At 33.7% G+C, this 22,248-nt stretch carries 23 protein-coding genes and 2 tRNA genes; 19 read left to right on the top strand and 6 right to left on the bottom strand.

The features are described 5' to 3' along the window. The first annotated feature begins 17 nt into the window (after nucleotides 1–17). From P8I29_07660 to P8I29_07620, 9 genes are read left to right on the top strand one after another with little or no spacing between them, the layout of a single operon-like run. Nucleotides 18–1,019 carry a MoxR family ATPase gene (locus tag P8I29_07660; GenBank protein MDG1917663.1) on the top strand — a complete coding sequence of 334 codons (1,002 nt, stop codon included), beginning with the start codon at nucleotides 18–20 and terminating at the stop codon, nucleotides 1,017–1,019. Next, nucleotides 1,019–1,888, top strand: a complete 870-nt coding sequence (locus P8I29_07655; GenBank protein MDG1917662.1) for a DUF58 domain-containing protein — start codon at nucleotides 1,019–1,021, stop codon at nucleotides 1,886–1,888. Before P8I29_07660 ends, P8I29_07655 begins: the two co-directional genes overlap by 1 nt. Continuing rightward, a complete protein-coding gene (locus P8I29_07650; protein MDG1917661.1) occupies nucleotides 1,885–2,757 on the top strand; it encodes a BatD family protein in 873 nt (290 codons plus the stop codon). The genes P8I29_07655 and P8I29_07650 overlap by 4 nt, the downstream gene beginning before the upstream one ends. Beyond that, nucleotides 2,747–3,739, top strand: coding sequence for a VWA domain-containing protein (locus tag P8I29_07645; protein ID MDG1917660.1), 993 nt, complete (start codon nucleotides 2,747–2,749; stop codon nucleotides 3,737–3,739). The genes P8I29_07650 and P8I29_07645 overlap by 11 nt, the downstream gene beginning before the upstream one ends. Next, nucleotides 3,739–4,782, top strand: coding sequence for a VWA domain-containing protein (locus P8I29_07640; protein ID MDG1917659.1), 1,044 nt, complete (start codon nucleotides 3,739–3,741; stop codon nucleotides 4,780–4,782). Before P8I29_07645 ends, P8I29_07640 begins: the two co-directional genes overlap by 1 nt. Further along, on the top strand, nucleotides 4,772–5,482 hold the full coding sequence (locus P8I29_07635) for a tetratricopeptide repeat protein (GenBank protein MDG1917658.1): 711 nt from the start codon (nucleotides 4,772–4,774) through the stop codon (nucleotides 5,480–5,482). The genes P8I29_07640 and P8I29_07635 overlap by 11 nt, the downstream gene beginning before the upstream one ends. Beyond that, complete coding sequence (locus P8I29_07630; protein ID MDG1917657.1) at nucleotides 5,483–7,249, top strand: BatD family protein; 1,767 nt, start codon at nucleotides 5,483–5,485, stop codon at nucleotides 7,247–7,249. Beyond that, on the top strand, nucleotides 7,246–7,980 hold the full coding sequence (locus P8I29_07625) for a tetratricopeptide repeat protein (GenBank protein MDG1917656.1): 735 nt from the start codon (nucleotides 7,246–7,248) through the stop codon (nucleotides 7,978–7,980). The genes P8I29_07630 and P8I29_07625 overlap by 4 nt, the downstream gene beginning before the upstream one ends. 6 nt (nucleotides 7,981–7,986) lie before the next feature. Next, a complete protein-coding gene (locus tag P8I29_07620) occupies nucleotides 7,987–8,478 on the top strand; it encodes a metallophosphoesterase family protein (GenBank protein ID MDG1917655.1) in 492 nt (163 codons plus the stop codon). On the opposite strand, the gene P8I29_07615 is transcribed toward P8I29_07620, so the two are convergent. Next, nucleotides 8,475–8,864, bottom strand: a complete 390-nt coding sequence (locus P8I29_07615; GenBank protein ID MDG1917654.1) for a DUF4293 family protein — start codon at nucleotides 8,862–8,864, stop codon at nucleotides 8,475–8,477. The genes P8I29_07620 and P8I29_07615 overlap by 4 nt on opposite strands. Before the next feature lie 177 nt (nucleotides 8,865–9,041). Here P8I29_07615 and rho point away from each other — a divergent pair, with 177 nt between their 5' ends. After that, complete coding sequence (rho, locus tag P8I29_07610; GenBank protein MDG1917653.1) at nucleotides 9,042–10,478, top strand: transcription termination factor Rho; 1,437 nt, start codon at nucleotides 9,042–9,044, stop codon at nucleotides 10,476–10,478. Between the two features lie 47 nt (nucleotides 10,479–10,525). On the opposite strand, the gene P8I29_07605 is transcribed toward rho, so the two are convergent. Beyond that, nucleotides 10,526–11,878 (bottom strand): Mur ligase family protein, encoded by a 1,353-nt coding sequence (locus P8I29_07605; GenBank protein ID MDG1917652.1) that lies wholly within the window; start codon nucleotides 11,876–11,878, stop codon nucleotides 10,526–10,528. A 74-nt stretch (nucleotides 11,879–11,952) separates the two neighbouring features. Here P8I29_07605 and P8I29_07600 point away from each other — a divergent pair, with 74 nt between their 5' ends. Both P8I29_07600 and P8I29_07595 read left to right on the top strand, forming a co-directional pair. After that, nucleotides 11,953–12,792 carry an MBL fold metallo-hydrolase gene (locus P8I29_07600; GenBank protein ID MDG1917651.1) on the top strand — a complete coding sequence of 280 codons (840 nt, stop codon included), beginning with the start codon at nucleotides 11,953–11,955 and terminating at the stop codon, nucleotides 12,790–12,792. A 51-nt stretch (nucleotides 12,793–12,843) separates the two neighbouring features. Next, a complete protein-coding gene (locus P8I29_07595; protein MDG1917650.1) occupies nucleotides 12,844–13,401 on the top strand; it encodes a YqgE/AlgH family protein in 558 nt (185 codons plus the stop codon). Here P8I29_07595 and P8I29_07590 read toward each other — a convergent pair. Next, nucleotides 13,393–14,193, bottom strand: a complete 801-nt coding sequence (locus P8I29_07590) for an aminotransferase class IV (GenBank protein MDG1917649.1) — start codon at nucleotides 14,191–14,193, stop codon at nucleotides 13,393–13,395. The genes P8I29_07595 and P8I29_07590 overlap by 9 nt on opposite strands. An 87-nt stretch (nucleotides 14,194–14,280) precedes the next feature. On the opposite strand from P8I29_07590, the gene P8I29_07585 reads away from it, so the two are divergent. The 4 genes from P8I29_07585 to P8I29_07570 are packed head-to-tail and all read left to right on the top strand — an operon-like array spanning nucleotide 14,281 to nucleotide 17,929. Continuing rightward, nucleotides 14,281–14,985: a 16S rRNA (uracil(1498)-N(3))-methyltransferase gene (locus tag P8I29_07585; protein ID MDG1917648.1), complete on the top strand. Its 705-nt coding sequence runs from the start codon at nucleotides 14,281–14,283 to the stop codon at nucleotides 14,983–14,985. Next, a complete protein-coding gene (locus P8I29_07580) occupies nucleotides 14,982–15,635 on the top strand; it encodes a DUF4159 domain-containing protein (protein ID MDG1917647.1) in 654 nt (217 codons plus the stop codon). Before P8I29_07585 ends, P8I29_07580 begins: the two co-directional genes overlap by 4 nt. Before the next feature lie 12 nt (nucleotides 15,636–15,647). Further along, nucleotides 15,648–16,730: an AI-2E family transporter gene (locus P8I29_07575; protein ID MDG1917646.1), complete on the top strand. Its 1,083-nt coding sequence runs from the start codon at nucleotides 15,648–15,650 to the stop codon at nucleotides 16,728–16,730. Further along, nucleotides 16,730–17,929 carry a class I SAM-dependent methyltransferase gene (locus P8I29_07570; protein MDG1917645.1) on the top strand — a complete coding sequence of 400 codons (1,200 nt, stop codon included), beginning with the start codon at nucleotides 16,730–16,732 and terminating at the stop codon, nucleotides 17,927–17,929. The genes P8I29_07575 and P8I29_07570 overlap by 1 nt, the downstream gene beginning before the upstream one ends. Here P8I29_07570 and hutH read toward each other — a convergent pair. From hutH to P8I29_07555, 3 genes are read right to left on the bottom strand one after another with little or no spacing between them, the layout of a single operon-like run. Continuing rightward, nucleotides 17,926–19,419 (bottom strand): histidine ammonia-lyase, encoded by a 1,494-nt coding sequence (gene hutH, locus P8I29_07565; GenBank protein ID MDG1917644.1) that lies wholly within the window; start codon nucleotides 19,417–19,419, stop codon nucleotides 17,926–17,928. The genes P8I29_07570 and hutH overlap by 4 nt on opposite strands. A 15-nt stretch (nucleotides 19,420–19,434) precedes the next feature. Further along, nucleotides 19,435–19,938, bottom strand: a complete 504-nt coding sequence (locus P8I29_07560) for a shikimate kinase (GenBank protein ID MDG1917643.1) — start codon at nucleotides 19,936–19,938, stop codon at nucleotides 19,435–19,437. Between the two features lie 27 nt (nucleotides 19,939–19,965). Then, nucleotides 19,966–20,769 carry an SDR family oxidoreductase gene (locus P8I29_07555; GenBank protein ID MDG1917642.1) on the bottom strand — a complete coding sequence of 268 codons (804 nt, stop codon included), beginning with the start codon at nucleotides 20,767–20,769 and terminating at the stop codon, nucleotides 19,966–19,968. Nucleotides 20,770–20,813: 44 nt separating this feature from the next. Between P8I29_07555 and P8I29_07550 the strand changes: the two genes are divergently transcribed. From P8I29_07550 to P8I29_07540, 3 genes are all read left to right on the top strand, one after another. Beyond that, nucleotides 20,814–21,977 carry a hypothetical protein gene (locus tag P8I29_07550; GenBank protein ID MDG1917641.1) on the top strand — a complete coding sequence of 388 codons (1,164 nt, stop codon included), beginning with the start codon at nucleotides 20,814–20,816 and terminating at the stop codon, nucleotides 21,975–21,977. A 77-nt stretch (nucleotides 21,978–22,054) separates the two neighbouring features. After that, nucleotides 22,055–22,127, top strand: a tRNA-Lys gene (locus P8I29_07545). A 35-nt stretch (nucleotides 22,128–22,162) separates the two neighbouring features. Then, a tRNA-Leu gene (locus tag P8I29_07540) sits at nucleotides 22,163–22,246 on the top strand. Nucleotides 22,247–22,248 lie beyond the last annotated feature (2 nt).

Below are 22,248 nucleotides of genomic sequence, written 5' to 3'. Positions count from 1 at the left end.
TTTAATTATATTAAACTATGGATACAACTTCGAATGTCGATATCAAAGAATTAAACGATAAAATCAACAAAGAAAGCGCCTTCATCGATATGTTGATGATGGAAATGAATAAAGTTATTATTGGTCAAAAGCACATGACCGAACGACTTTTAATAGGACTTCTTTCAAACGGCCATATACTTCTCGAAGGGGTTCCGGGATTAGCAAAGACTTTGGCTATAAATACATTAGCCACAACGATTGATGCTAAATTTAGCAGAATACAATTCACACCCGATTTGCTGCCTGCCGATGTCCTTGGAACTCAAATTTACAGCCCTAAGAACGAAACATTCTCCGTAAAGAAAGGTCCAATATTTGCCAATTTCATATTAGCCGACGAAATCAATCGTGCTCCTGCAAAAGTACAGTCTGCCTTACTAGAAGCTATGCAAGAACGACAAATAACTATTGGCGATAATACATTCAAACTTGATGAGCCGTTTCTTGTTCTAGCGACACAAAACCCTGTTGAACAAGAGGGAACTTATCCTCTTCCGGAAGCACAAGTTGATAGATTCATGCTAAAGGTAGTTATTGACTACCCTACCAAAGATGAAGAAAAGCTCATCATAAGAAATAACTTAGCTAAATCATTTCCTAAAGCGAATCAAATTCTTAATCCAAAACATATACTAAGCGCAAGAGAATTGGTGAAAGAAGTGTACATGGACGAAAAGATTGAACAATACATCGTTGACATTGTTTTCGCAACCCGTTATGCAGAAAAATTTGGTTTAGAAAAATTCCAAGACTTGATAAGTTTTGGTGCTTCGCCAAGAGCAAGCATTAGTTTAGCATCTGCAGCCAAAGCGTTTGCTTTTATCCAAAGAAGAGGCTATGTTATCCCTGAGGATATTCGCTCAATATGTCACGATGTTTTAAGGCATAGAATAGGCTTGTCATATGAGGCGGAAGCTGAAAATATTTCCAGCGAAGATATAATCACTGAAATTCTAAACACTGTTGAAATTCCATAATGGAGACCAGCGAATTACTAAAAAAAGTTCGGAAAATTGAATTGAAGACTAAAGGTCTTTCCAACCACATATTTGCCGGTGAATACCATACAGCATTTAAGGGAAAAGGAATGGCTTTTAGTGAGGTTAGAGAATATCAGCCAGGCGATGATATTCGAACCATAGACTGGAATGTAACAGCTCGTTTCAACAACCCATTCATTAAGGTGTTTGAAGAGGAAAGAGAAATGACTGTAATACTAATGATTGATGTCAGTGGCTCTAAAAATTTCGGAACACAATACCAGATGAAACAAGAGTTAGTGACAGAGTTATCTGCTGTCCTTGCCTTTTCTGCTATACAAAACAACGACAAAATCGGTGTGATTTTCTTCAGTGATAAGGTTGAAAAATTTATTCCTCCTAAAAAAGGAAAGTCACATATATTAAGGATTATAAGAGAGTTGATTGCTTTTGAACCTGAAAATAAAGGCACAAATATTGGCGAGGCTTTACGCTATTTCAATAATGTTATTAAAAAGCGAAGTGTATGTTTTGTTATTTCCGATTTTATTGCAAGCGACTTCGACGCTCCACTCAAAATAGCCAATAAAAAACACGACTTGGTAGCTATTAGGATTCATGATTTAAGAGAAGAAGAATTGCCAAATGTAGGTCTAGTTCAAATGAGAGATGCCGAAACTGATCAGATAAAATGGATTGACACAAGTCATAAAGGAATAAGAGATTCATACCATAAGAATTATTTAGAAAACGAGAAGACTATAAATCAACTCTTTAGAACGAGCGGTGTGGATACTATCCAATTACGTACTGATAAAGATTATATAAAACCTTTAATTCAATTTTTTAAACGAAGAGGTAAATGAGAAAGCTATTTATACTTTTTTTAATACCCACTGCCTTATTCGCACAGATTAGTGTCAAAGTTGACAGTACAAATATTCTTATTGGCGATCAAATTAATTACAGCATTCAAGCCAACGTTTTAAGTGGTGATAGTCTGCCACATTATACAGATACAATAGGCTCTTTAGAAATTGTTTCGAAATCATTTATTGACAGTGTAAAAACCAACGACGGCTGGCAACTTACCCAAGACTACGTACTAACGGCTTGGGACAGTGGTGTCTATATTATACCTTCCATTCAATTCAAAAATTTTATTAGCGATTCCTTTACTATTTATGTTAATACTATTGAATTAGCTGAAGATGCTGAGCTGAAAGATATCAAAGCCCCTATTCACACCCCGATTTCATTTGACGAACTAAGCCCTTATTTGTTAGCTTTACTTATTCTTGCATTAATCATATTCCTTATTAGATGGTATCTCAAAAACAGAAAAAAGTCACCTAAAGAGGTTATCATTGCTAAAAAAGCAATCCTACCTTACGAACTTGCTCTTAATGATTTGGAAAAACTAAATACTAAAAAATTATGGCAAAGCGGTAATGTGAAGGAATATTACAGTGAGTTGTCTGAAATAATTAGAACATATATAGAAAATGGAATTGGAACACCTGCTATGGAGATTCCTACCCACGATATCCTTTTTCAATTACAACAAAAAAGAATAGATACTACTAAGCTTAAAAAAGTATTAACTAGAGCAGATTTAGCGAAATTCGCTAAGGCAAGGCCTTTGGAAATAGAAAATGAAGAGAGTCTTAAAATTGGATACGACTTTATTCACCAAACCAAACCTCAAAAACAAGAAGTCGATGATGTGGAATAATTGGACATTCTATAACCCTGATTTTTTATATGCCCTATTTCTAGTGCCTCTATTATGGGTATGGTATTATTTTCGACAAAAAGAACAAAATGCTCAACTTCAAATTTCTACCCTAAAAGGAATAACAATCAATAGTTGGAAAGCTAAAGGACGCCACCTATTATTTGTTTTCAGAACACTTGCGATAACTCTTCTTATAATAGCATTTGCAAGGCCACAATCTACCCTATCGTGGGAAGACATGACTACTGAAGGTATTGACATTGTTATATCTATGGATATTTCTGGAAGTATGTTAGCTCAAGACTTGAAGCCAGACCGATTAGAAGCATCCAAAAATGTTGCTATGGATTTTATATCAGGACGTCCAAACGATAGGATTGGTCTTGTTATTTTTAGTGGCGAAAGCTTTACGCAATGTCCATTAACAACAGATCATCAGGTGCTACAGAATTTATTTGCCAATGTAAAAAGTGGTATGGTAGAAGACGGTACAGCAATTGGAATGGGATTAGCAACAGCCGTAAATAGATTAAAAGAAAGTGAGGCTATAAGTAAAGTTATTATCCTATTGACGGACGGAGTAAACAATCAGGGTTCAGTAGCCCCACTAACAGCAGCAAAAATTGCCCAAAAATTTGGTGTAAGAGTTTATACAATTGGTGTAGGAACACAAGGATTTGCCCCTTACCCTTTTAAAACACCATTTGGCACAACAGTTTATCAAGATGTTGAAGTACAAATTGATGAAGAAACGCTACAAAATATAGCCTCTGTGACCAATGGTCAGTATTTTAGAGCGACTTCCAACAAAGCGCTTGAATCTATTTACAAGGAGATAGATGAGCTAGAAAGATCTAAAATAGAAGTCAAAGAATATCATAAAAAGAAAGAAGAGTTTTTTCCTTTAGCCCTTTTAGCTTTAACTTTATTAATCATTGAGTTTATGCTCAGACACACTATATTTAGAAGTATAACATAATGTTGAGATATGAAAATAGCGAATGGTTATTTTTATTGGTTTTAATACCAATAATCATACTAGTATTTATCTTTTCAGTAAGATGGAGAAAAAAAGCCATTGGAGTTTTTGGCCAATTAAAGTTGGTCTACAAACTTATGCCTATGGCATCGGAGCTCAAATTAAGAACAAAGTTTATTTTATTCTCAATAGCCATTACAGCATTAATCATAGGTATTGCCAATCCACAGATAGGCTCAAAAATGGAAGAGGTAAAAAGAGAGGGGGTTGACCTAATGATTGCTATTGATTTATCCAATAGCATGTTAGCAGAAGACCTTCAACCTAACCGATTGATGAGAGCAAAGCAATCTATTTCAAAACTCATTGACCGATTAGATGGTGACAGAATAGGACTAATTGTTTTTGCAGGAGATGCCTTCGTTCAACTACCAATAACTACCGATTACTCAGCCGCAAAATTATTTTTATCTACTATTAATACAAGTATCGTTCCAACTCAAGGAACAGCCATTGGCAAAGCTATTGGGCTATCTATTAAAAGTTTTGATTTAAAAAATGATCAAAGCAAAGCTATAATCGTTATTACCGATGGAGAAAATCACGAAGACGACGCTATAAAAAAAGCAGAAGAAGCAGAAGAGTTAGGTATATTTGTACATACTATAGGAATGGGTTCTGCTGAAGGGGGTCCAATACCAATAAAAAATAGGTATGGAAGCGTAACATCTTACCAAAAAGATAAAGAAGGAAATACCATAATAACCGTCTTAAACGAAGAAATGCTAAAACAGATAGCACAAGCTGGTGGCGGCTCTTATATTCGTGCTAATTCCACACAAAGCGGTTTGAACGCATTATTTAAAGAAATTAATAAAATGGAGAAAAAAGAAATTGGCTCTAAAGTATTCACAGATTACAAAGACCGATTTCAATGGTTTATTGGACTTAATATTATTCTATTGATAATAGAAATTATGATAAAAGGAAGAAAAAATAAATGGAGTAGTAAAATTAATTTGTTTGAAGAAGATGAAAATTAGACTCACATTATTTGTTATTCTATTGAGCGCCATTAACTTATTTGCTCAACATCCTAATAGCAAAATACGAAAAGGAAATACCGCCTATCAAGATAGTGCATACAGTGATGCTGAACAATTGTATAGAGAAGCTCTAATGAAAAATCAAAATTCTTACGAAGCATCTTTTAATATGGCAGATGCTATATACAAACAAGAGAGATATAGTGAAGCTAATTCATTGTTCAAAGCCTTATCAGAAAAAACTAAAGACAAAACAAAAAAGTCGTCAAACTATCACAACTTGGGCAATTCTCTTCTAAAAGAACAAAAAATAGACGAAGCCATTGAAGCCTATAAAAATGCACTTAGAAACAACCCTAGTGATATAGATACAAAACACAATTTGGCTTACGCTATGCGAATGAAAAACCAAAGTCAAAAGCAAGAAGAAGAGGAAGAGAAAAAAGAAAAAGACAACAAAGAAGAAGAAAAAAAGGAAGAAGAACAAGATAAAGGGGAAAACCAAGAAGAAAAAGGAGATCAATCAGAAGAAGAGAAAAAAGAAGAGCCTAAGCAACCAAAAGACCCCAATGAAATGACTGAGGAAGAAGCTCAACAAATTTTGGACGCCCTACAACAACAAGAAAAAGAACTTCAAGAAGATTTGCAAAAAAAGAAACAAAAAGGAGTTAAACTAAAAATCTTAAAAGATTGGTAGATGAGAATTTGGATAGTTTACATACTTGCTCTACTACCGCTTCTATCTATCGGTCAAACCCTAGAATTAAGTGTAAGCAAAAACCCTGTCGCAGTTGGCGAAGAATTTAGAATTGATTTTACCCTAAATGGTGAAGGAGAAAGCTTTAATCCACCAAATCTGAATGGCCTTAGAAAAATTAGTGGCCCCAATCAGTCTTCTAGCAGTAGTATGCAAATCATTAATGGAAAAATCAGCCGCTCCAAAACCACAACCTATTCCTATTACGTTACAGCACTAAAAGAGGGAGAACTAACGATCAAAGAAGCAAGTATTACTTCAAACGGAAAAATTGTTCGCTCTAAAGCTGGAGTTATGAATGTAACTAAAGCCAATCCAAAAGCCAAAACCAATAGTTACAACATAGCTGAAAACGTCTTTGTTAAAACATCTGTAAACAAAAACAACATATACCAAGGAGAACAAATTGTTGTTAGTTATAAGCTATATTCAAAAATCAATTTAACAGATATTAATATTTCATCTATTCCTGAACTTAATGGATTTTGGAAAGAAGAGGTAGAAACAAAGTCAACTGCTAAACTAGAGGTTATCGATGGAGTAAGGCACAACGTTTGGGAAATAAGTCGATTTATTCTAACACCACAAAAAAGTGGAAAACTGAACGTTGACCCTATGAATATCAATGTTACTGTTCAGATAAAAAAACAACGAAATAGACGAGATCCTTTCGGCGACCCTTTTGGAATGTTTGGTTCCTATCAAAATATAGAGGAAGAAATACAATCTAAAAACATTAAGATAAATGTAAAAGATTTGCCTGAAGGGGCACCAGAAAATTTTAATGGTGCGGTAGGTCAATTCGAATTAAAATCATCAGTAGACAAAAAAACTGCCGATGCAAATGAAGCAATAAACTATAAGCTTACCCTATCAGGAAATGGCAACATTCATTTGATAGATAATATTCCCGTTAATTTCCCTGCAAATTTTGAAAGTTACGATCCACAAAAAAAAGACAAAACCTTCAACACAAAAAATGGAATAGCAGGGAAAATTGAATTTGAACATTTACTAATACCAAGATACAAAGGGGAATACTCAATTGATGGTGTTAGTTTTAGTTATTTCAACCCAAGAAGCAAAACATATAAAACTATCACCACAGAATCCCTAGTGATAAATGTTTTGAAAGGAGAAAACAATGAAAATGCGTATGTAACCTCTGAAGAACTCAAAAACAGTAACTCTAAAGGTTTTATATCTATCAAAGAAACTACTGAATTGTCCTCTATCGACAAAAGTTCTTTTAACCAATGGTTATTCATAGCCCTTATGCTAATACCACTCTTAGTAGTTATTATATATCTAATATTTTTATTTATCGAGGAGAGAAAAAATAGAAATCCTATTTTAAGAAAATATCGAAAATCACTCACTTTTGCCCAAAAAAGACTCAAAAAATCTCAAAAACACCTTGAAAATGACGAAAAAGAACTGTTTTTTGAAGAAATTGAAAAATCACTTTGGAGCTATTTTTCTAATAAATTTAATGTTGATATCGCCGACCTGTCCAAAGAGACCATTAATGCTTTATTTGACAAAAATGGTGTAACCGAAACCTTAAAAAATAATTTCATGGCGATCATAGAAAAATGTGAGTTTTGTCGATTTGCACCATCAGCATTAGAGACAGAAGACATGAAAGTAGTCTACGAAAAAGCCACAGCAGTAATAATAGAAGTAGAACAAGATTTGAAAAAATGAAAAAGTTTAAACTTACATTTATATTGACACTTTTCTCATTAATAGGGCTTTCTAACACCCATACAGACAGTCTGTTTGCTGTTGCTAATGAACAATATCATTCTGAAAAATATATTGAAGCAATTGATAATTACCAAGCCATTATAGATTCAAATTTTGCCTCTTATGAGCTATACTTTAATCTTGCCAATAGTTATTATCAGTTTGGCAAGATCCCATTGAGCATTTACTATTACGAGAAAGCGCTTCAATTACGAAAAGATGAAGATGCTATAAATAATTTATCACTAGCGCAAAACAGAATAACCTTAATTGAACCCATACCACAACTCTTTTATATTAGCTGGTGGAATAATTTAACAATACAGTTATCACAAAAAATGTGGGCTGTATTACTTATATCAAGCGTATGGCTTACATCTGTACTATTATTACTATTTATTAAAAATAGAAGAAAATGGATGTTTAATGGTTTACTTTCATCCATCATACTTTCTTTTTTATTGGCTACCTTGATGTATAATGCCAACATTCATGAAAATAAAAAATACGGTATAGTACTTAAAGAGTCAAAACTATTTGATGATAACACTAACTATCAGTCTAGCGGCAGTGTAGACAGAGGTAATAAAGTGAGGATAATAGATAACAGCACAGAGATGTTACAAGTAAGCCTTCTAGATGGTCAAAAAGGATGGGTAGAAAAAAATCGCGTGAAAGCTTTAGACTAGATAAAGATGAAAATTGGCCTCCTCTCCGACACACATTCTGTCTTACACCCCAAAGTATTTGAACACTTTAAAAACTGCGATGAAATTTGGCATGCTGGAGATATTGGAACAGTAGAAGTCATTGACGAATTGGCGGCTTTCAAACCATTGAAGGCAGTATATGGCAACATAGATAACCATAAGATTAGAGCTATTTGTCCTAAAGATTTGCGTTTTGAATGCGAAGGCGTTAAAGTATGGATAACACATATAGGTGGATATCCCTACCGTTACACTAAAAACATAAGGGAAGAATTAGACAAAAATAGTCCTGATTTATTCATTTGTGGACACTCTCATATATTAAAAGTCATGTATGACAAGAACAGAGAGATATTACATATGAATCCCGGTGCAGCAGGAAATTACGGCATTCATAAAGTCATAACAATGCTAAGATTCGATATAGAAAAAGGTGAAGTAAAAAACCTAGAGGTTATTGAATTTAATAGACACTAACGAATTCTATCGGCTGACTGCACTAGCTTTTCATCTTTCTTGATAAAACGATTAGCTAAAAGAATAAGGACATAAGGAATAATAAAAACAAACATCCCCTTGTTAGGTAAAAGATCCCCTTTAGTAAAAAACAAAATGAAAAAGGTAGCAGACAACAAAAACTTACTTATCTGATTGATGAGAAGTTGTTTTTTTCTATTCTTAAATAGAAAAATCGAGTATAAAGACAAAAAGGAAGACGCAAGTATCGTTATATGTGCATACATAGACTGGTATGTAAAAAAGGCATCACCTTCAATACTAATTAACACAGGTAAAAAATAAGTGATTCCAATCATGAAGAATATTGAAAATAATAGATAAATGGTTTGAACTCTCTGTATCATAAGCTATGAATTGTATTAAAGGGACAAAATTAAATCATTAAAATTAAAGACATCACTTGTTTTAAGATAAATTATTAGTATAATTGCACTCGAGTTCGACTGAACTCTATGAAAAATACCCACTCTTTTTCTTTAAATTAATTCATTTAAAAAAATAACCCAAATTTATAATATCAAATGATTGATATACATACTTTAAACAAAAAGCTATTACCAGAACTTAAAGACATAGCAAAAGACTTAGGCGTACCTCGCTACCAAAAATTAAAAAAACAAGAACTTGTATATGAAATACTAGATGTACAAGCCAAGCAACTTTCCGTAGAAAAGAAATCTGAAGAAGCTAGAAAGCAGAGAGAAAAAAAGCAGAAAGATAATCCAAAACCAAAGCAGAACAACAATAACAACAAAGCAAGCGGTAAGGATAAAAATACTAACCATCGCCATAAGTCAGCAAATAACAACTCTAACAAAAAAGGATATGACGAACATGAATTTGATGGAATTGTTACTGCTGAAGGTGTTTTAGAAATGATGCCTGACGGTTTTGGATTTCTCCGCTCATCAGACTATAATTATCTAAGTTCACCTGATGACATATATGTATCTCATTCACAAGTAAGGTTATTTGGATTAAAAACAGGTGACACCGTGAGAGGAACCGTACGGCCACCTAAAAAAGGCGAAAAATATTTTCCGCTAATAAAAGTGAAAAAAATAAATGGTAGAGACCCTAACATTGTTAGAGACAGAGTACCTTTTGAATTCCTTACTCCATTGTTTCCTGACGAGAAATTTCGTCTAACAGACAATGGTAAAAGTTCTCTATCTACTAGAATGATTGATTTATTCGCACCTATTGGAAAAGGACAAAGAGGATTGATTGTTGCTCAGCCCAAAACAGGTAAAACCGTTCTTCTTAAGGAAGTCGCTAACGCTATTGCAGCGAATCATCCAGAGGCATATTTAATGATATTGCTTATTGATGAAAGACCTGAAGAGGTTACAGATATGGCAAGAAGCGTAAACGCTGAAGTTATTGCCTCTACCTTTGACGAACCTGCTGATAGACACGTTAGAATAGCTAATATAGTTCTAGAAAAAGCTAAAAGATTAGTTGAATGTGGCCACGATGTAGTTATATTACTTGACTCCATTACACGTCTAGCTAGAGCCTATAATACTGTACAACCTGCATCGGGTAAAATTTTAACTGGTGGTGTTGATGCTAACGCATTGCAAAAACCAAAACGATTTTTTGGTGCAGCAAGGAAAATAGAAAACGGTGGTTCGCTCACCATACTGGCTACAGCATTGACTGAAACAGGTAGTAAAATGGACGAAGTTATCTTCGAAGAGTTTAAAGGAACAGGTAATATGGAACTTCAATTGGATAGAAAAATATCTAACAGAAGAATATACCCTGCTATTGATGTTACATCGTCTAGCACACGTAGAGAAGACCTTCTACTAGGAAAAGAATTAACTCAGAAAATTTGGGTCTTAAGAAACCACCTCGCAGATATGACTCCAGTGGAGTCTATTGAATTTATGAGAGACAGGCTACTAAGAACCGAAACAAATGAAGAGTTCATAGTCACTATGAATAGCTAAGAAAAAGCCCTCAGTTGAGGGCTTTTTTATTTCTTGATTTTTTATAATTAGCTTACCAGCAGATCCTCTGCTAGAGTACCAAAGTCAATGCCGTCAAAATTTCCAGAACTCATCATTAATAGGTTTTGGTCTTTCCATACCAAAGACTTCAAGTAAGCCTGTAATTCATTGGATTCCGTAAAAACCATCAAATCTTTTCTGCCAAATGCTGTATGCACCTGCTCAACACTTAAATCTTCTAATTTTTTATGCGCAATTGCGGCTTTACTAAAGTATACAATAGCTATATCTGGTGTATCCATAGCACCTAAGTATTCCTTTAAAAAGTCCTTATTCAAGCTAGAAAAAGTATGCAGCTCCATACAAGCAACCAAAGTCCTATCTGCGTATTGACTTTTCATAGCTGATGAAGTGGCTTTAAGCTTTGATGGTGAATGAGCGAAATCTTTATACACCACTGCATTATCACCCCTTTTGACTAATTCCAATCGCTTAGAGGCTCCTTTAAAAGATGAAATAGCCGTATAAAAATCACTCTTGTTTATCCCTAGTTCTTGACAAACTAACATTGCTGCGTTTAAGTTCTGTAAATTATGCTCTCCAAAAATTTCAAGTCTAAATTTATCTTTTCCATCTATCAAATAAGTAATACCATTTTCAATACTATGCTTAGGTGTACTGTACGACTCTAATCGACAAATAGAGTCTTCCTCACATAAATTAGATAACACTTTATCATCATTACAATAGAACAAAACATCTTTAACATCATTTTTGAATATTCTAAACTGATCAATATAATTTTCAAATGTTGGAAAAACATTAATATGATCCCAAGCGATACCGCTGAGTATCGCTATATGTGGCTTATACCAATGAAATTTGGGACGCCTATCAATTGGCGAAGAAAGATATTCGTCACCTTCTAAAATGATAATAGGTGCGTCCGATGTTAATTTCACCATAGTATCAAAGCCGTCCAGCTTTGCACCAACCATATAATCGCAATTTATTTTAAAATGGTGTAATACATGCAAAACCATAGCTGTGATAGATGTTTTACCATGGCTACCCCCTATCACTACCCTTTTCTTATCCATACTTTGGTTGAAGATATACTCAGGGTAAGAATAGATGGGAATATTTAACTCTTGAGCCCTAATTAACTCGGGATTATCAATTCTAGCGTGCATACCTAAAATAATAGCATCTAGTCCATCGTGAATTTTATCGGCAAACCAACCCATCTTTTTGGGCAATAATCCATAAGCGTCAAGTCGACTTTTAGAAGGTTCAAAAATAGCATCGTCCGAGCCCGATACTTCAAAACCTTTGTGATGTAAAGCCAAGGCTAAGTTATGCATTGCGCTACCGCCAATTGCTATTAAATGTACTTTCATTGATAAAATAAATTAGAAATGTAAATTATAGATAATTGACATTTTATACATTTGAAAAAATTAAACTTTTCAACATGAATGTGTACACAATTGATACTGGCTATTTCAAACTAGATGGTGGAGCTATGTTCGGCGTTGTTCCCAAAGTTTTGTGGAGCAGAACCAACCCATCTGATGAAAACAACTTATGCCCCTGGGCAATGCGCTCTTTACTAGTGGAGGATGGTAATCGATTGGTGTTAATTGACAATGGCATTGGCGACAAACAAGACGATAAGTTTTTAAAGCATTACTATTTACATGGGGATGTAAACCTCAATAACTCTTTAGAAAAGTTAGGTTATTCAGCAGACAATATTACCGATGTTTTCTTAACACATTTGCACTTCGACCATTGTGGAGGTAGTGTCAAATGGAATAAGGACAGAAGCGGATTTGAAATGGCGTTTAAAAATGCTAAGTATTGGAGTAATAAAGACCATTGGCAATGGGCAACAGAACCGAACAATAGAGAAAAAGCATCATTTTTGAAAGAAAACATTATTCCAATACAAGAAAGTGGACATTTAAATTTCGTAGAAAAAGAAGGCAATTTATTTGATGGTTTTTCTACTCTCTTCGTAAATGGACACACTGAAGCACAGATGATACCCCATATACAATACAAAGGCAAAACCCTAGTGTTTGCAGCCGACTTGTTACCTAGCACTGGTCATATTCCTCTGCCCTATGTAATGGGTTATGACACAAAACCTTTAGTCACGCTAACAGAAAAAGAAAAGTTTTTGAATGACGCTGCCGACAATGGATATGTCATCTTTCTACAACATGATAATTATAACGAATGTTGTACTGTTGAACATACCGAAAAAGGTGTTAGACTGAAAGACACTTTTAAACTTAGCGATTTATAATTTTCTTTATATTTATAAAACAAGTCTATAAAGACTTACGTTACAAATAATATGAAAATAATTAAACCAGAAAAAGGAAGACTATTAATTTCTGAACCCAATATGTTGGATTCAAATTTTAAGCGTTCTATATTACTACTAACCGAACATAATGATAAAGAAAGTATTGGTTTTATTCTGAACCAGCCAACTAAAATTAAAATTCATGATTTGTTTGAAGAATTCCCCTCTTTTGACGCTAACGTTCATGTTGGCGGACCAGTAGAAAAGAATACGCTTCATTACATTCACTCACTAGGAAATAAAATTGAGGACTCAATACAGATTAGCGAAAATTTATATTGGAGCGGCAACTTCGAAACACTAAAAGAACTGATAAAAAATAAAGAAGTTAATCCCAATGATATACGTTTTTTTGTAGGCTATTCTGGTTGGAGTACTGGTCAATTAGAACACGAATTAGAGGAAAACGCATGGATAGTGTCTAATGAAGACCCTAAACTTCTTTTTGACAAAAACAATAAGTATATGTGGCGTGATTTTATCAGAAAAATGGATGAAGAATATGCTATCTGGTTAAATATGCCTGAAAACCCTGAATTAAATTAATCCATTCAAAACCTCAATAATTTTTCTTGAAGTTTGACTACTATAACTATTCTGATTGTTGAATTTTTTGACCCACCTAAGTCCATTACAATTAGTAAAAAAAACTTCATCAGCACCTTCGACATCTAATAGAGTCAAACACTTTTCTTCTATATCAAAAGCACTAATTGCTAGAGAGCGCATACAGCCAGACAAAGCACCTTCTGATAGTGGTGGTGTTAAAATATTATCGTCTTTAACTACAAATAAATTAGAATTTGTACCCTCTACAGGTCGCTCTTCCGTATTGAGTAATAGAAGCTCATCTAAACCCCTGCTTTTCTTTTCAAGTGAAGCTAAAACATAAAGATTGGCACTAGAGGATTTGATTGTAGACAATACACCTTTAGATTTAAGGTGTTTATCATAAACGCCTAATTCTATTCCATCACTAAGTAGGAAGCTATTGGAGTCTTCTTCAATTGATTCAATGATATAACCAGCAGAAAGAGTGTTTGGCGTATATAAACCACCTGAATTCCTGTAAATAGAAATTCTAGAACCGCTAGAAGAAAGTCCATTTTTGTTAGCTAAAAACTCTACTTGATTCAATAGTTCACTAACAGAAACAGAAAGGTTTAATTGCAACTCATTTAATGAAAATGAAAGTCTATTATGATGGTTTTCCCTATTAAACACTTTACCGTTAAAAAGTCTAAGACGTTCAAACAAGCCGTCGCCATATAGAAAAGAACGGTTGTCCACATCTAGCTGAACAGAACGTACAATAAAACCATTTTGATTATAAAGCATATACAAATTGATAGAGATCAGTCATTCCGAACAAAGAAAATAAAATTAGATGAGTAAAGGGTAGTTTTTTATACTTTTGAAATCAATATGCAATTGTTTTATACACCAGACATTGATTCAGATGAATACACCCTTTCGAAAGATGAAAGCAGACATTGTGTTCAAGTGTTACGTAAAAAACTTGGTGATACTATTCACCTGATAGACGGAAAGGGTGGCTTTTATAAAGCCTCTTTAATTATCGACAACCCAAAATCATGCACACTCAAAATAGAAAGTGTAAACCGTAATTTTGGCAAAAGTGATGTGCATGTTCATATTGCAATAGCCCCAACAAAAAAGAACGAGCGTTTTGAATGGTTTCTAGAAAAAGCAACAGAAATAGGCATTAACGAGATAACACCTATAATTTGCGAACACTCTGAAAGAAAAGTGTTAAAACTAGAACGCATGAACAAAATATTGATAGCCGCTATGAAACAATCTCAAAGAGCTTATTTACCTAAACTCAACGAGCCTATATCTTTTGAAAGTTTCGTTACTGATAAAAATAACAGCGAATGTTTTATAGCTCATTGTAAGCATGAGGATGAAAAAAAATATCTAAAATCAGCACTTAACAAAGGGGCTAATTCACTTATTCTTATTGGTCCTGAAGGGGATTTTAGCTCAAAGGAAATAGAATTAGCAACAAAGCAAGGTTTTTCAACGGTTTCATTAGGTGAAAGCCGTCTAAGAACAGAAACGGCGGCAATTGTGAGTTGTCATACCATAAATTTAATAAATCAATGAAAAAGCTCATTTTTTTAAGTATTACCCTATTGTTATTTGGTTTTTCCTCTCCTTCTTACAAAATAGCTGTTTTAAAATACTACGGAGGTGGCGACTGGTATTCCAATCCTACTGCTCTCAATAATCTCATTCTATTTTGTAATGAAAATCTAGGCACAAACATTAATAAAAAGTATGATATAGTAGATGTTGGAAGCTCTGATATATTTAACTATCCGTTCATTCATATGACAGGACACGGAAACGTTATATTTTCATCAGAAGAAAGTGATAATCTTAGAAAATATTTAATTGGAGGAGGATTTCTACACATAGATGATAATTATGGTATGGATAAGTTTATTAGGCCTGAAATAAATAAAATATTCCCAGAAAGCGAATTTGTTGAGCTACCCTATTCACATCCTATATATCATCAAACCTACGATTTCAATAATGGCCTACCTAAAGTTCACGAACATGATGCTAAACCATCTCAAGGTTTTGGTGTTTTTCATGAAGGTAGAATGGTTGTATTTTATTCCTACGAAAGTGATTTGGGCGATGGCTGGGAAGATCCAGAAGTACACAATGACAGCCCCGAAATACGGCTAAAAGCTTTGAAAATGGGAGCTAATATTATCGACTTTGTTTTTTCAAATCAAAACTAATACATTAGATAAATGAACAGTACTCTAAAAAATAGCATCATTCTAATAGCATCAATTATCGGAATAGTACTTGTTTTTTATCTCAAGACCATAGTCGTATATCTGATAGTTTCTTTAGTATTAGCACTTATTGGAAGACCAATAATGAAGTTGCTAAGCAAAATAGAAATAAAGAAAAGAGATTTGCCTGACGCCATAAAAAGTGTAATCACTCTTATTGTTCTATTATTACTTTTCTCTGGTTTTTTTGCAATCTTCACCCCTTTGGTAATGGAAGAGGCTAGAATAATTTCAAGCATCGATTTTGAAGCTGTATCAGTAGAACTTGCCGACCCTATTAATGATTTAGAAAATTGGCTAAAAGACAAACACCTTTTAAATAAAGAATCGTCTATAGATGATGAAATAGGGCAACTATTCAGCCTAACAGATGTAAAATCTATTTTCAATTCTGCCATTGGAATTTTAGGTAATAGTATCATCGCCTTGTTTTCTATACTTTTCATTACATTTTTCTTCTTAAAAGAAAAGAAGCTATACAGTGACTTATTGTTATCTCTTACCCCAGAAAGTAAAAGTGATCAAGTGTTTAATGTGATGAAGAACACTAAACAGCTACTAAGCAGATATTTTATTGGTATAATATTTCAGATTAGTATTATAACTATTGTTGTTAGTACTGGTCTTTCTATTTTAGGTATAAAAAATGCTATTCTAATTGGATTTCTTGCTGGTATCATTAATGTTATTCCATATATAGGCCCAATAATTGGGGCTATAATAGGAGTCATTATCGGCATTTCTACTAATTTAGATTTAGATTTCTACTCTCAAATCATTCCACTAAGCTTAAAGATATGTTTAGTATTTGGTATAATGCAGGTGATTGATAATTTCGTGCTACAACCCCTTATATTTTCTAATTCTGTAAAGGCACATCCACTAGAGATATTTATCATTGTTATTTCTGCAGGTACATTATGGGGTGTATTAGGAATGATAATAGCCATACCATTTTACACCCTTTTTAGAGTAATCGCCAAAGAATTTTTATCTGAATTTAAACTTGTTCAAGAACTGACTAAAAACATTTAATGTCCGCTGACTTTAAAGAAAAATACAGCTTTTTATCAGAAAAATTTTGGCAAGATTTTATTTTAAAAAATTATAAAAAGCCTCTAGACAAGACTCTGCTCTCTCTAAGTAAAAAAGCGGATATAGATAGTAATATCTTAGCCCATCAACTTAAAGCAAGGCAAGTTATTGAAACGAAAATACCTTCTTGGAAAGAATTTAATAATCTCATCTTTCCTAAAAAAATAAATATCGAACAATGTTCTTCTGAACTAACGGCACAGTATAAATCTCGAATTACTAAAGGTAATTTATGTATTGACTTGACGGGCGGACTAGGGGTAGATAGTTTTTTTATTAGCCAATCATTTAAGCATACTATACATTGTGAGAAAGATCAAGAACTACAATTTATTGCCGACAAGAATTTTACTACTCTAGAAGCCCAAATCAAATCTGTAAATACTGATGGAATTACATATTTAAAGGGCAATGACAAAGTATATGACTTAATATACATTGATCCATCTAGGAGGAATGAAAATAACAATAAGTTAGTTCAGATTAATGAATACACTCCAAATATTCTAGAACATTTAGATGTGTTAATGGGGAGCGGAAAGCATATTCTTATTAAAACTTCTCCTCTGCTAGATATAAAACAGGTAATTGGACAACTGCCTCAATTGAAGGAAATACATATTTTAGCTATTAATAATGAATGTAAAGAATTGTTATTTCTTGTAGATACACAAACGCTACCCAAAAAAACCTCTGTAATCTGTAAAGATTTAAAAAAAGATTACAGTTTTACATTTGAATACGAGCAGGAGACAAAAAGTGTCATCAAATTATCTCAACCCTTAAATTATTTATACGAACCTAATGTTTCTATTTTAAAAGCTGGTGCTTTTAAATCAATTGCTAATCAATTTAATTTATTTAAACTACATAAGAACAGTCACCTTTACACCTCAGATAAACACATCCATTCTTTTCCTGGTAGATGTTTTGAGATAAGATCAATTGCAAGTTTAAATAAAAAAGAAATACTTCCATTACTAGAAAGTAATAAAGCTAATATCACTAGAAGAAACTTCCCTCTTTCAGTTAATGACATTAGAAAAAAACTTGGGGTTAGTGAAGGCGGAAATGACTATCTTTTTGCTACGACATTGAAAAACGAGGAAAAGAAAATCTTACTTTGTAAAAAATATTAGTACAATAAGCTTTCTTCAAAAGATAAATCTTGAATAAATTGTAGAGATAGCTTCATTTTATCATGAAGCACAACGTCGTTAGTAATAACAGGAACATCATTTCTAAAACTTCCTACAAAACTTTCAATGAAATCTGACGATGACTTACCTCTAAATGACAAGGCTTGAGATGCAGTCATCAATTCTATACTCAATATTCTCTCCGTATTTTCAGCTACTTTAAACAGTTTAGTTGCTGCATTAGCACCCATGCTCACATGGTCCTCTTGACCATTAGAAGAAACAATACTATCTACCGAAGCTGGAGTACATAATTGCTTATTCTGACTTGCTATACTAGCCGCTGTATATTGAGGGATCATAAATCCAGAATTTAAACCTGCATTTGGAGTTAAATATGCAGGCAAACCTCTTTGTCCTGATATTAAAAGATAAATTCTTCGTTCTGAAATACTACCTAACTCCGATAAAGCTATAGCTAAATGATCCATAACTAAAGCCAGAGGCTGACCATGAAAGTTACCTGCAGAAATAACCTTTCCTTCATTAGCAAAAACGTTAGGATTGTCTGTGACTGAATTAATTTCAGTAATAATGGTGTTTTTAGCGTATTCTAAGGCATCTTTAGTAGCTCCATGGACTTGAGGGATGCAACGAAGAGAATAGGGGTCTTGAACATTGACTTTTTCAGAGCTTATAAGTTCACTCCCATCTAAAAATTCAGAAATATTTTTGGCAGTTTTTAATTGTCCTTTGTGAGGACGAATAAGGTGAACCAATTCATTGAATGGTTCAATTCTTCCATCATATGCATCTAAAGAAATTGCACCTGTCAAATCTGCTATATAAGATAATTTATAAGAATTAAAAAGAGAATGGAGAGCATATGCGCTCATGAACTGAGTCCCATTAAGTAATGCTAACCCTTCTTTAGATTTTAAACGTATGGGCTCCCAACCCATATCTTTTAACATCTGCTCAGATTTAATTTTATTTCCTTTGTAATAAACTTCACCCAATCCTAGTAAAGGAAGTGAGAGATGCGCTAATGGCGCTAAATCGCCAGAGGCACCCAATGAGCCTTGTTGGTATATTACTGGAAAAATATCGTTATTGTAGAAATCGATAAGCCTATTTACCGTTTCTAGTTGTACTCCTGAAAATCCGTAAGATAGAGATTGTACCTTAAGAAATAACATTAGTTTGACTATTGAAGCCGGAACTTCATCACCAAAACCACAAGCATGAGAAACAACCAAATTGATCTGAAGATCTTCTAATTTATCGCTAGAGATAGATTCATTACACAAAGAACCAAAACCTGTATTTATACCATATATAGGGTTATTTTGATTGGTTTTATCATCTAAAAAGGATCTGCAGCTTTGAATTTTTGAAATAGCATCTTCTGATAATTCTATAGAAACCTCTTCATATATAATTCTGTGCAACTTATCTAAGGTCAAATATGTATTATCAATCTTATGCATCTCGATAGTTAAATTCTAATCTTCTAAACAGTACTCTTGAAGCTTTTTAGCAGAGAGGTTGTAACCAGTGACTACCTTTTGGGCTTTGTGATAAAACCCTTCTCTTTCTCTTAAAGTTTTGTAAACATAATCTAACAACACTTCACCTTCCATTCCAGCAATCAAAGGTCTGAAAGCTTCAGAAAGTTGTAATCTTGGGATGAGGGCTTTAGGGTGCATATTAATATATACCGTCATACCATACTCATTCATTTGTTCCATATTATCAAAGAAGCATGGCGTACCCCCTCCAACAGAAATTACAACATTTTCAGTGTCAATCACTCTGTGAAGATAAACTCGTTCTAGTTTTCTAAAATAGTCTTCTCCATCATCAGCAAAAATTTCTTTGATAGTACGACCTTCTTGTTCTTCTATGTAAGAATCAAGGTCTATGAAATCATGTTTAAGGTTGTGTGCAAGTTTTTTTCCAAGGGTGCTTTTTCCGCAACCCATATAGCCGACTAAAAAAATGGTCATTGTAAATTAATTTAGGATTTAATAGGATTAAAAAGGTGAATTAGGTTCTTTCTTTAAATGATTGTAAACTAAACGATCAACTAAACTTGGTAAAAGTTTGTTCAAAAGTACGGTAAGTTTTCCATTAATCGTTAAAACTAATGAATTTTGTCGTTTGATAACTGAAGAATAAATGTATTCTGCTACTTTTTCAGCAGTCATCATTTTACTTTCATCTCTAGGGCTTTCTTGTTGAATTTGCCCGTCTTTAGACAAAGCGGTATTTCTAATGTTTGAAGCTGTAAAGCCAGGGCAAGCAATCAAAACATGTAATCCTTTTTTTAAGTTCTCTATTCGTAGGGATTCTAGAAAACCTTGCATCGCAAACTTTGAAGCCGAATAAGCAGTCCTTGCAGGCAAACCTTTATAGCCAGCTATTGAAGAAATACCAACCACTGAACCTTTAGATTTTAAAAGGTAAGGTAAAGCATATTTAGTGCAATACACTGTTCCGTAAAAGTTTACGTCCATTACTTTCTTAATAACAGAAAGGTCCATATCTTCTAGAGTAGCTCGCATTGAAATACCAGCGTTATTTATCAAAATATCAATCCCCTTAAATTCATCAATTGTTTCTGAGATTAAGCGCTTGCAGTCATCTTCAACACTAACATCAGCCTGAACAGCTAAAACTTGGTGTCCTTCTGCTTTCATTTCATTGGTAATGACTTTTAGCTTATCGGTACTTCTAGCTGCCAAAACAACCTTACTGCCATTCTTTACAAAATGCCAAGCACAAGCTTTTCCAATTCCTGAAGATGCACCCGTAATGACAACAACTTTGTTTTTCATTTAAATTTCAGCTTAATTTGCTTTTACAAATAAAAGGAATTTTAATGACAATCATAGAAGTAAATTCACCAGCTAAAATCAAGGTTTTTCATCAAATTCCATTTGACATTTATAAGAATGACTCCAATTGGATACCGCACATCAAACAAGATGTAGAAAAGGTTTTTACAAAAAGTTGTAATAAGTTTTTTCGTCATGGTGAAGCTATTCGCTGGATATTGAAAGATGACAACAATAAATACATCGGACGTATTGCTGCTTTTATCAATAGAAAAAAAGCTTTTTCAGAAAAACAACCCACTGGAGGGATAGGCTTTTTTGAATGTATTGACGACTTATCGACTTCTTCTCTTTTATTTGACACGGCTAAGAAATGGCTTGAGGATAGAGAAATGCAAGCTATGGATGGTCCTATTAATTTCGGTGAAAGAGATAGGTACTGGGGTCTGCTTGTAGAAGGTTTTGAAAACAGACCTATATATGCTAATCCATATAACCCACCTTACTATCAAAAATTATTTAAAGATTATGGTTTTTTGACCTACTTCGAGCAATATATGTACTGCCGAAATATAAGTGATGATATATCTTCGAAGTATAAAGAAAGGTCTGAACGTATAATGAAAGACAAAGGCTACACCTTTAAGCATTTGGAACAAAAGAAAATGTTCGATTATGCCGAAGATTTTAGAACTGTTTACAATAAAGCCTGGAAAACGCATAGTAATTTTAAGGGTATGCCTGCTTCACAGGCTCGATCCATTATGCGTAAGATGAAACCTATAATGGATGAAAAACTCATTTGGTTTGCTTATTATAACGATGAGCCTATTGCTTTTTTCATTGCCCTACCTGAAATAAATCAAATCTTTGAACACATTAACGGCAACCTAAATGGCTTAGGCAAATTGAAGTTTTTATACCACAAATGGAAAGGAACATGCAACAATGTTTTTGGATTAGCATTTGGTGTAGCCCCAGACTTCCAAAAGAAAGGATTAGAAGGTGCTATAATTATGGCTGTTAAAAATCAATTTGAGAATGAAAGCAAACAGTATAAGAAGCTAATCATCACATGGATTGGCGATTTCAATCCTAAAATGATGAAGATTGTACAAAATTTAGGCGCCGAAAACTACATGACGCTAAAAACTTACAGAAAGCTATTCGACGAAAACGCTGATTTTGAGCGTTGTAAGACGATTTAAAAAGTGTCAAAAATTTAATTCTATTTTCTTGCTGATTGAAATAATGCAATTATATTTGCAAACTCAAATTTAAAACCGACCTGGTAGCTCAGTTGGTAGAGCATCTCCCTTTTAAGGAGAGGGTCCTGGGTTCGAGCCCCAGCCAGGTCACTAAACCCGTTCAAAAACGGGTTTTTTTATATCAAGCCCAGGTGGTGGAATTGGTAGACACGCAGTCTTGAGGGGGCTGTGCTCTTTTGAGCGTATGGGTTCAACTCCCATTCTGGGCACT

It is taken from the genome of Flavobacteriales bacterium (assembly GCA_029248105.1).
Taxonomy (GTDB): domain Bacteria; phylum Bacteroidota; class Bacteroidia; order Flavobacteriales; family UBA7312; genus UBA8444.
The sequence above is the reverse complement of the archived record's forward strand: the minus strand, read 5'-3'. Positions and strand labels throughout refer to the sequence as shown.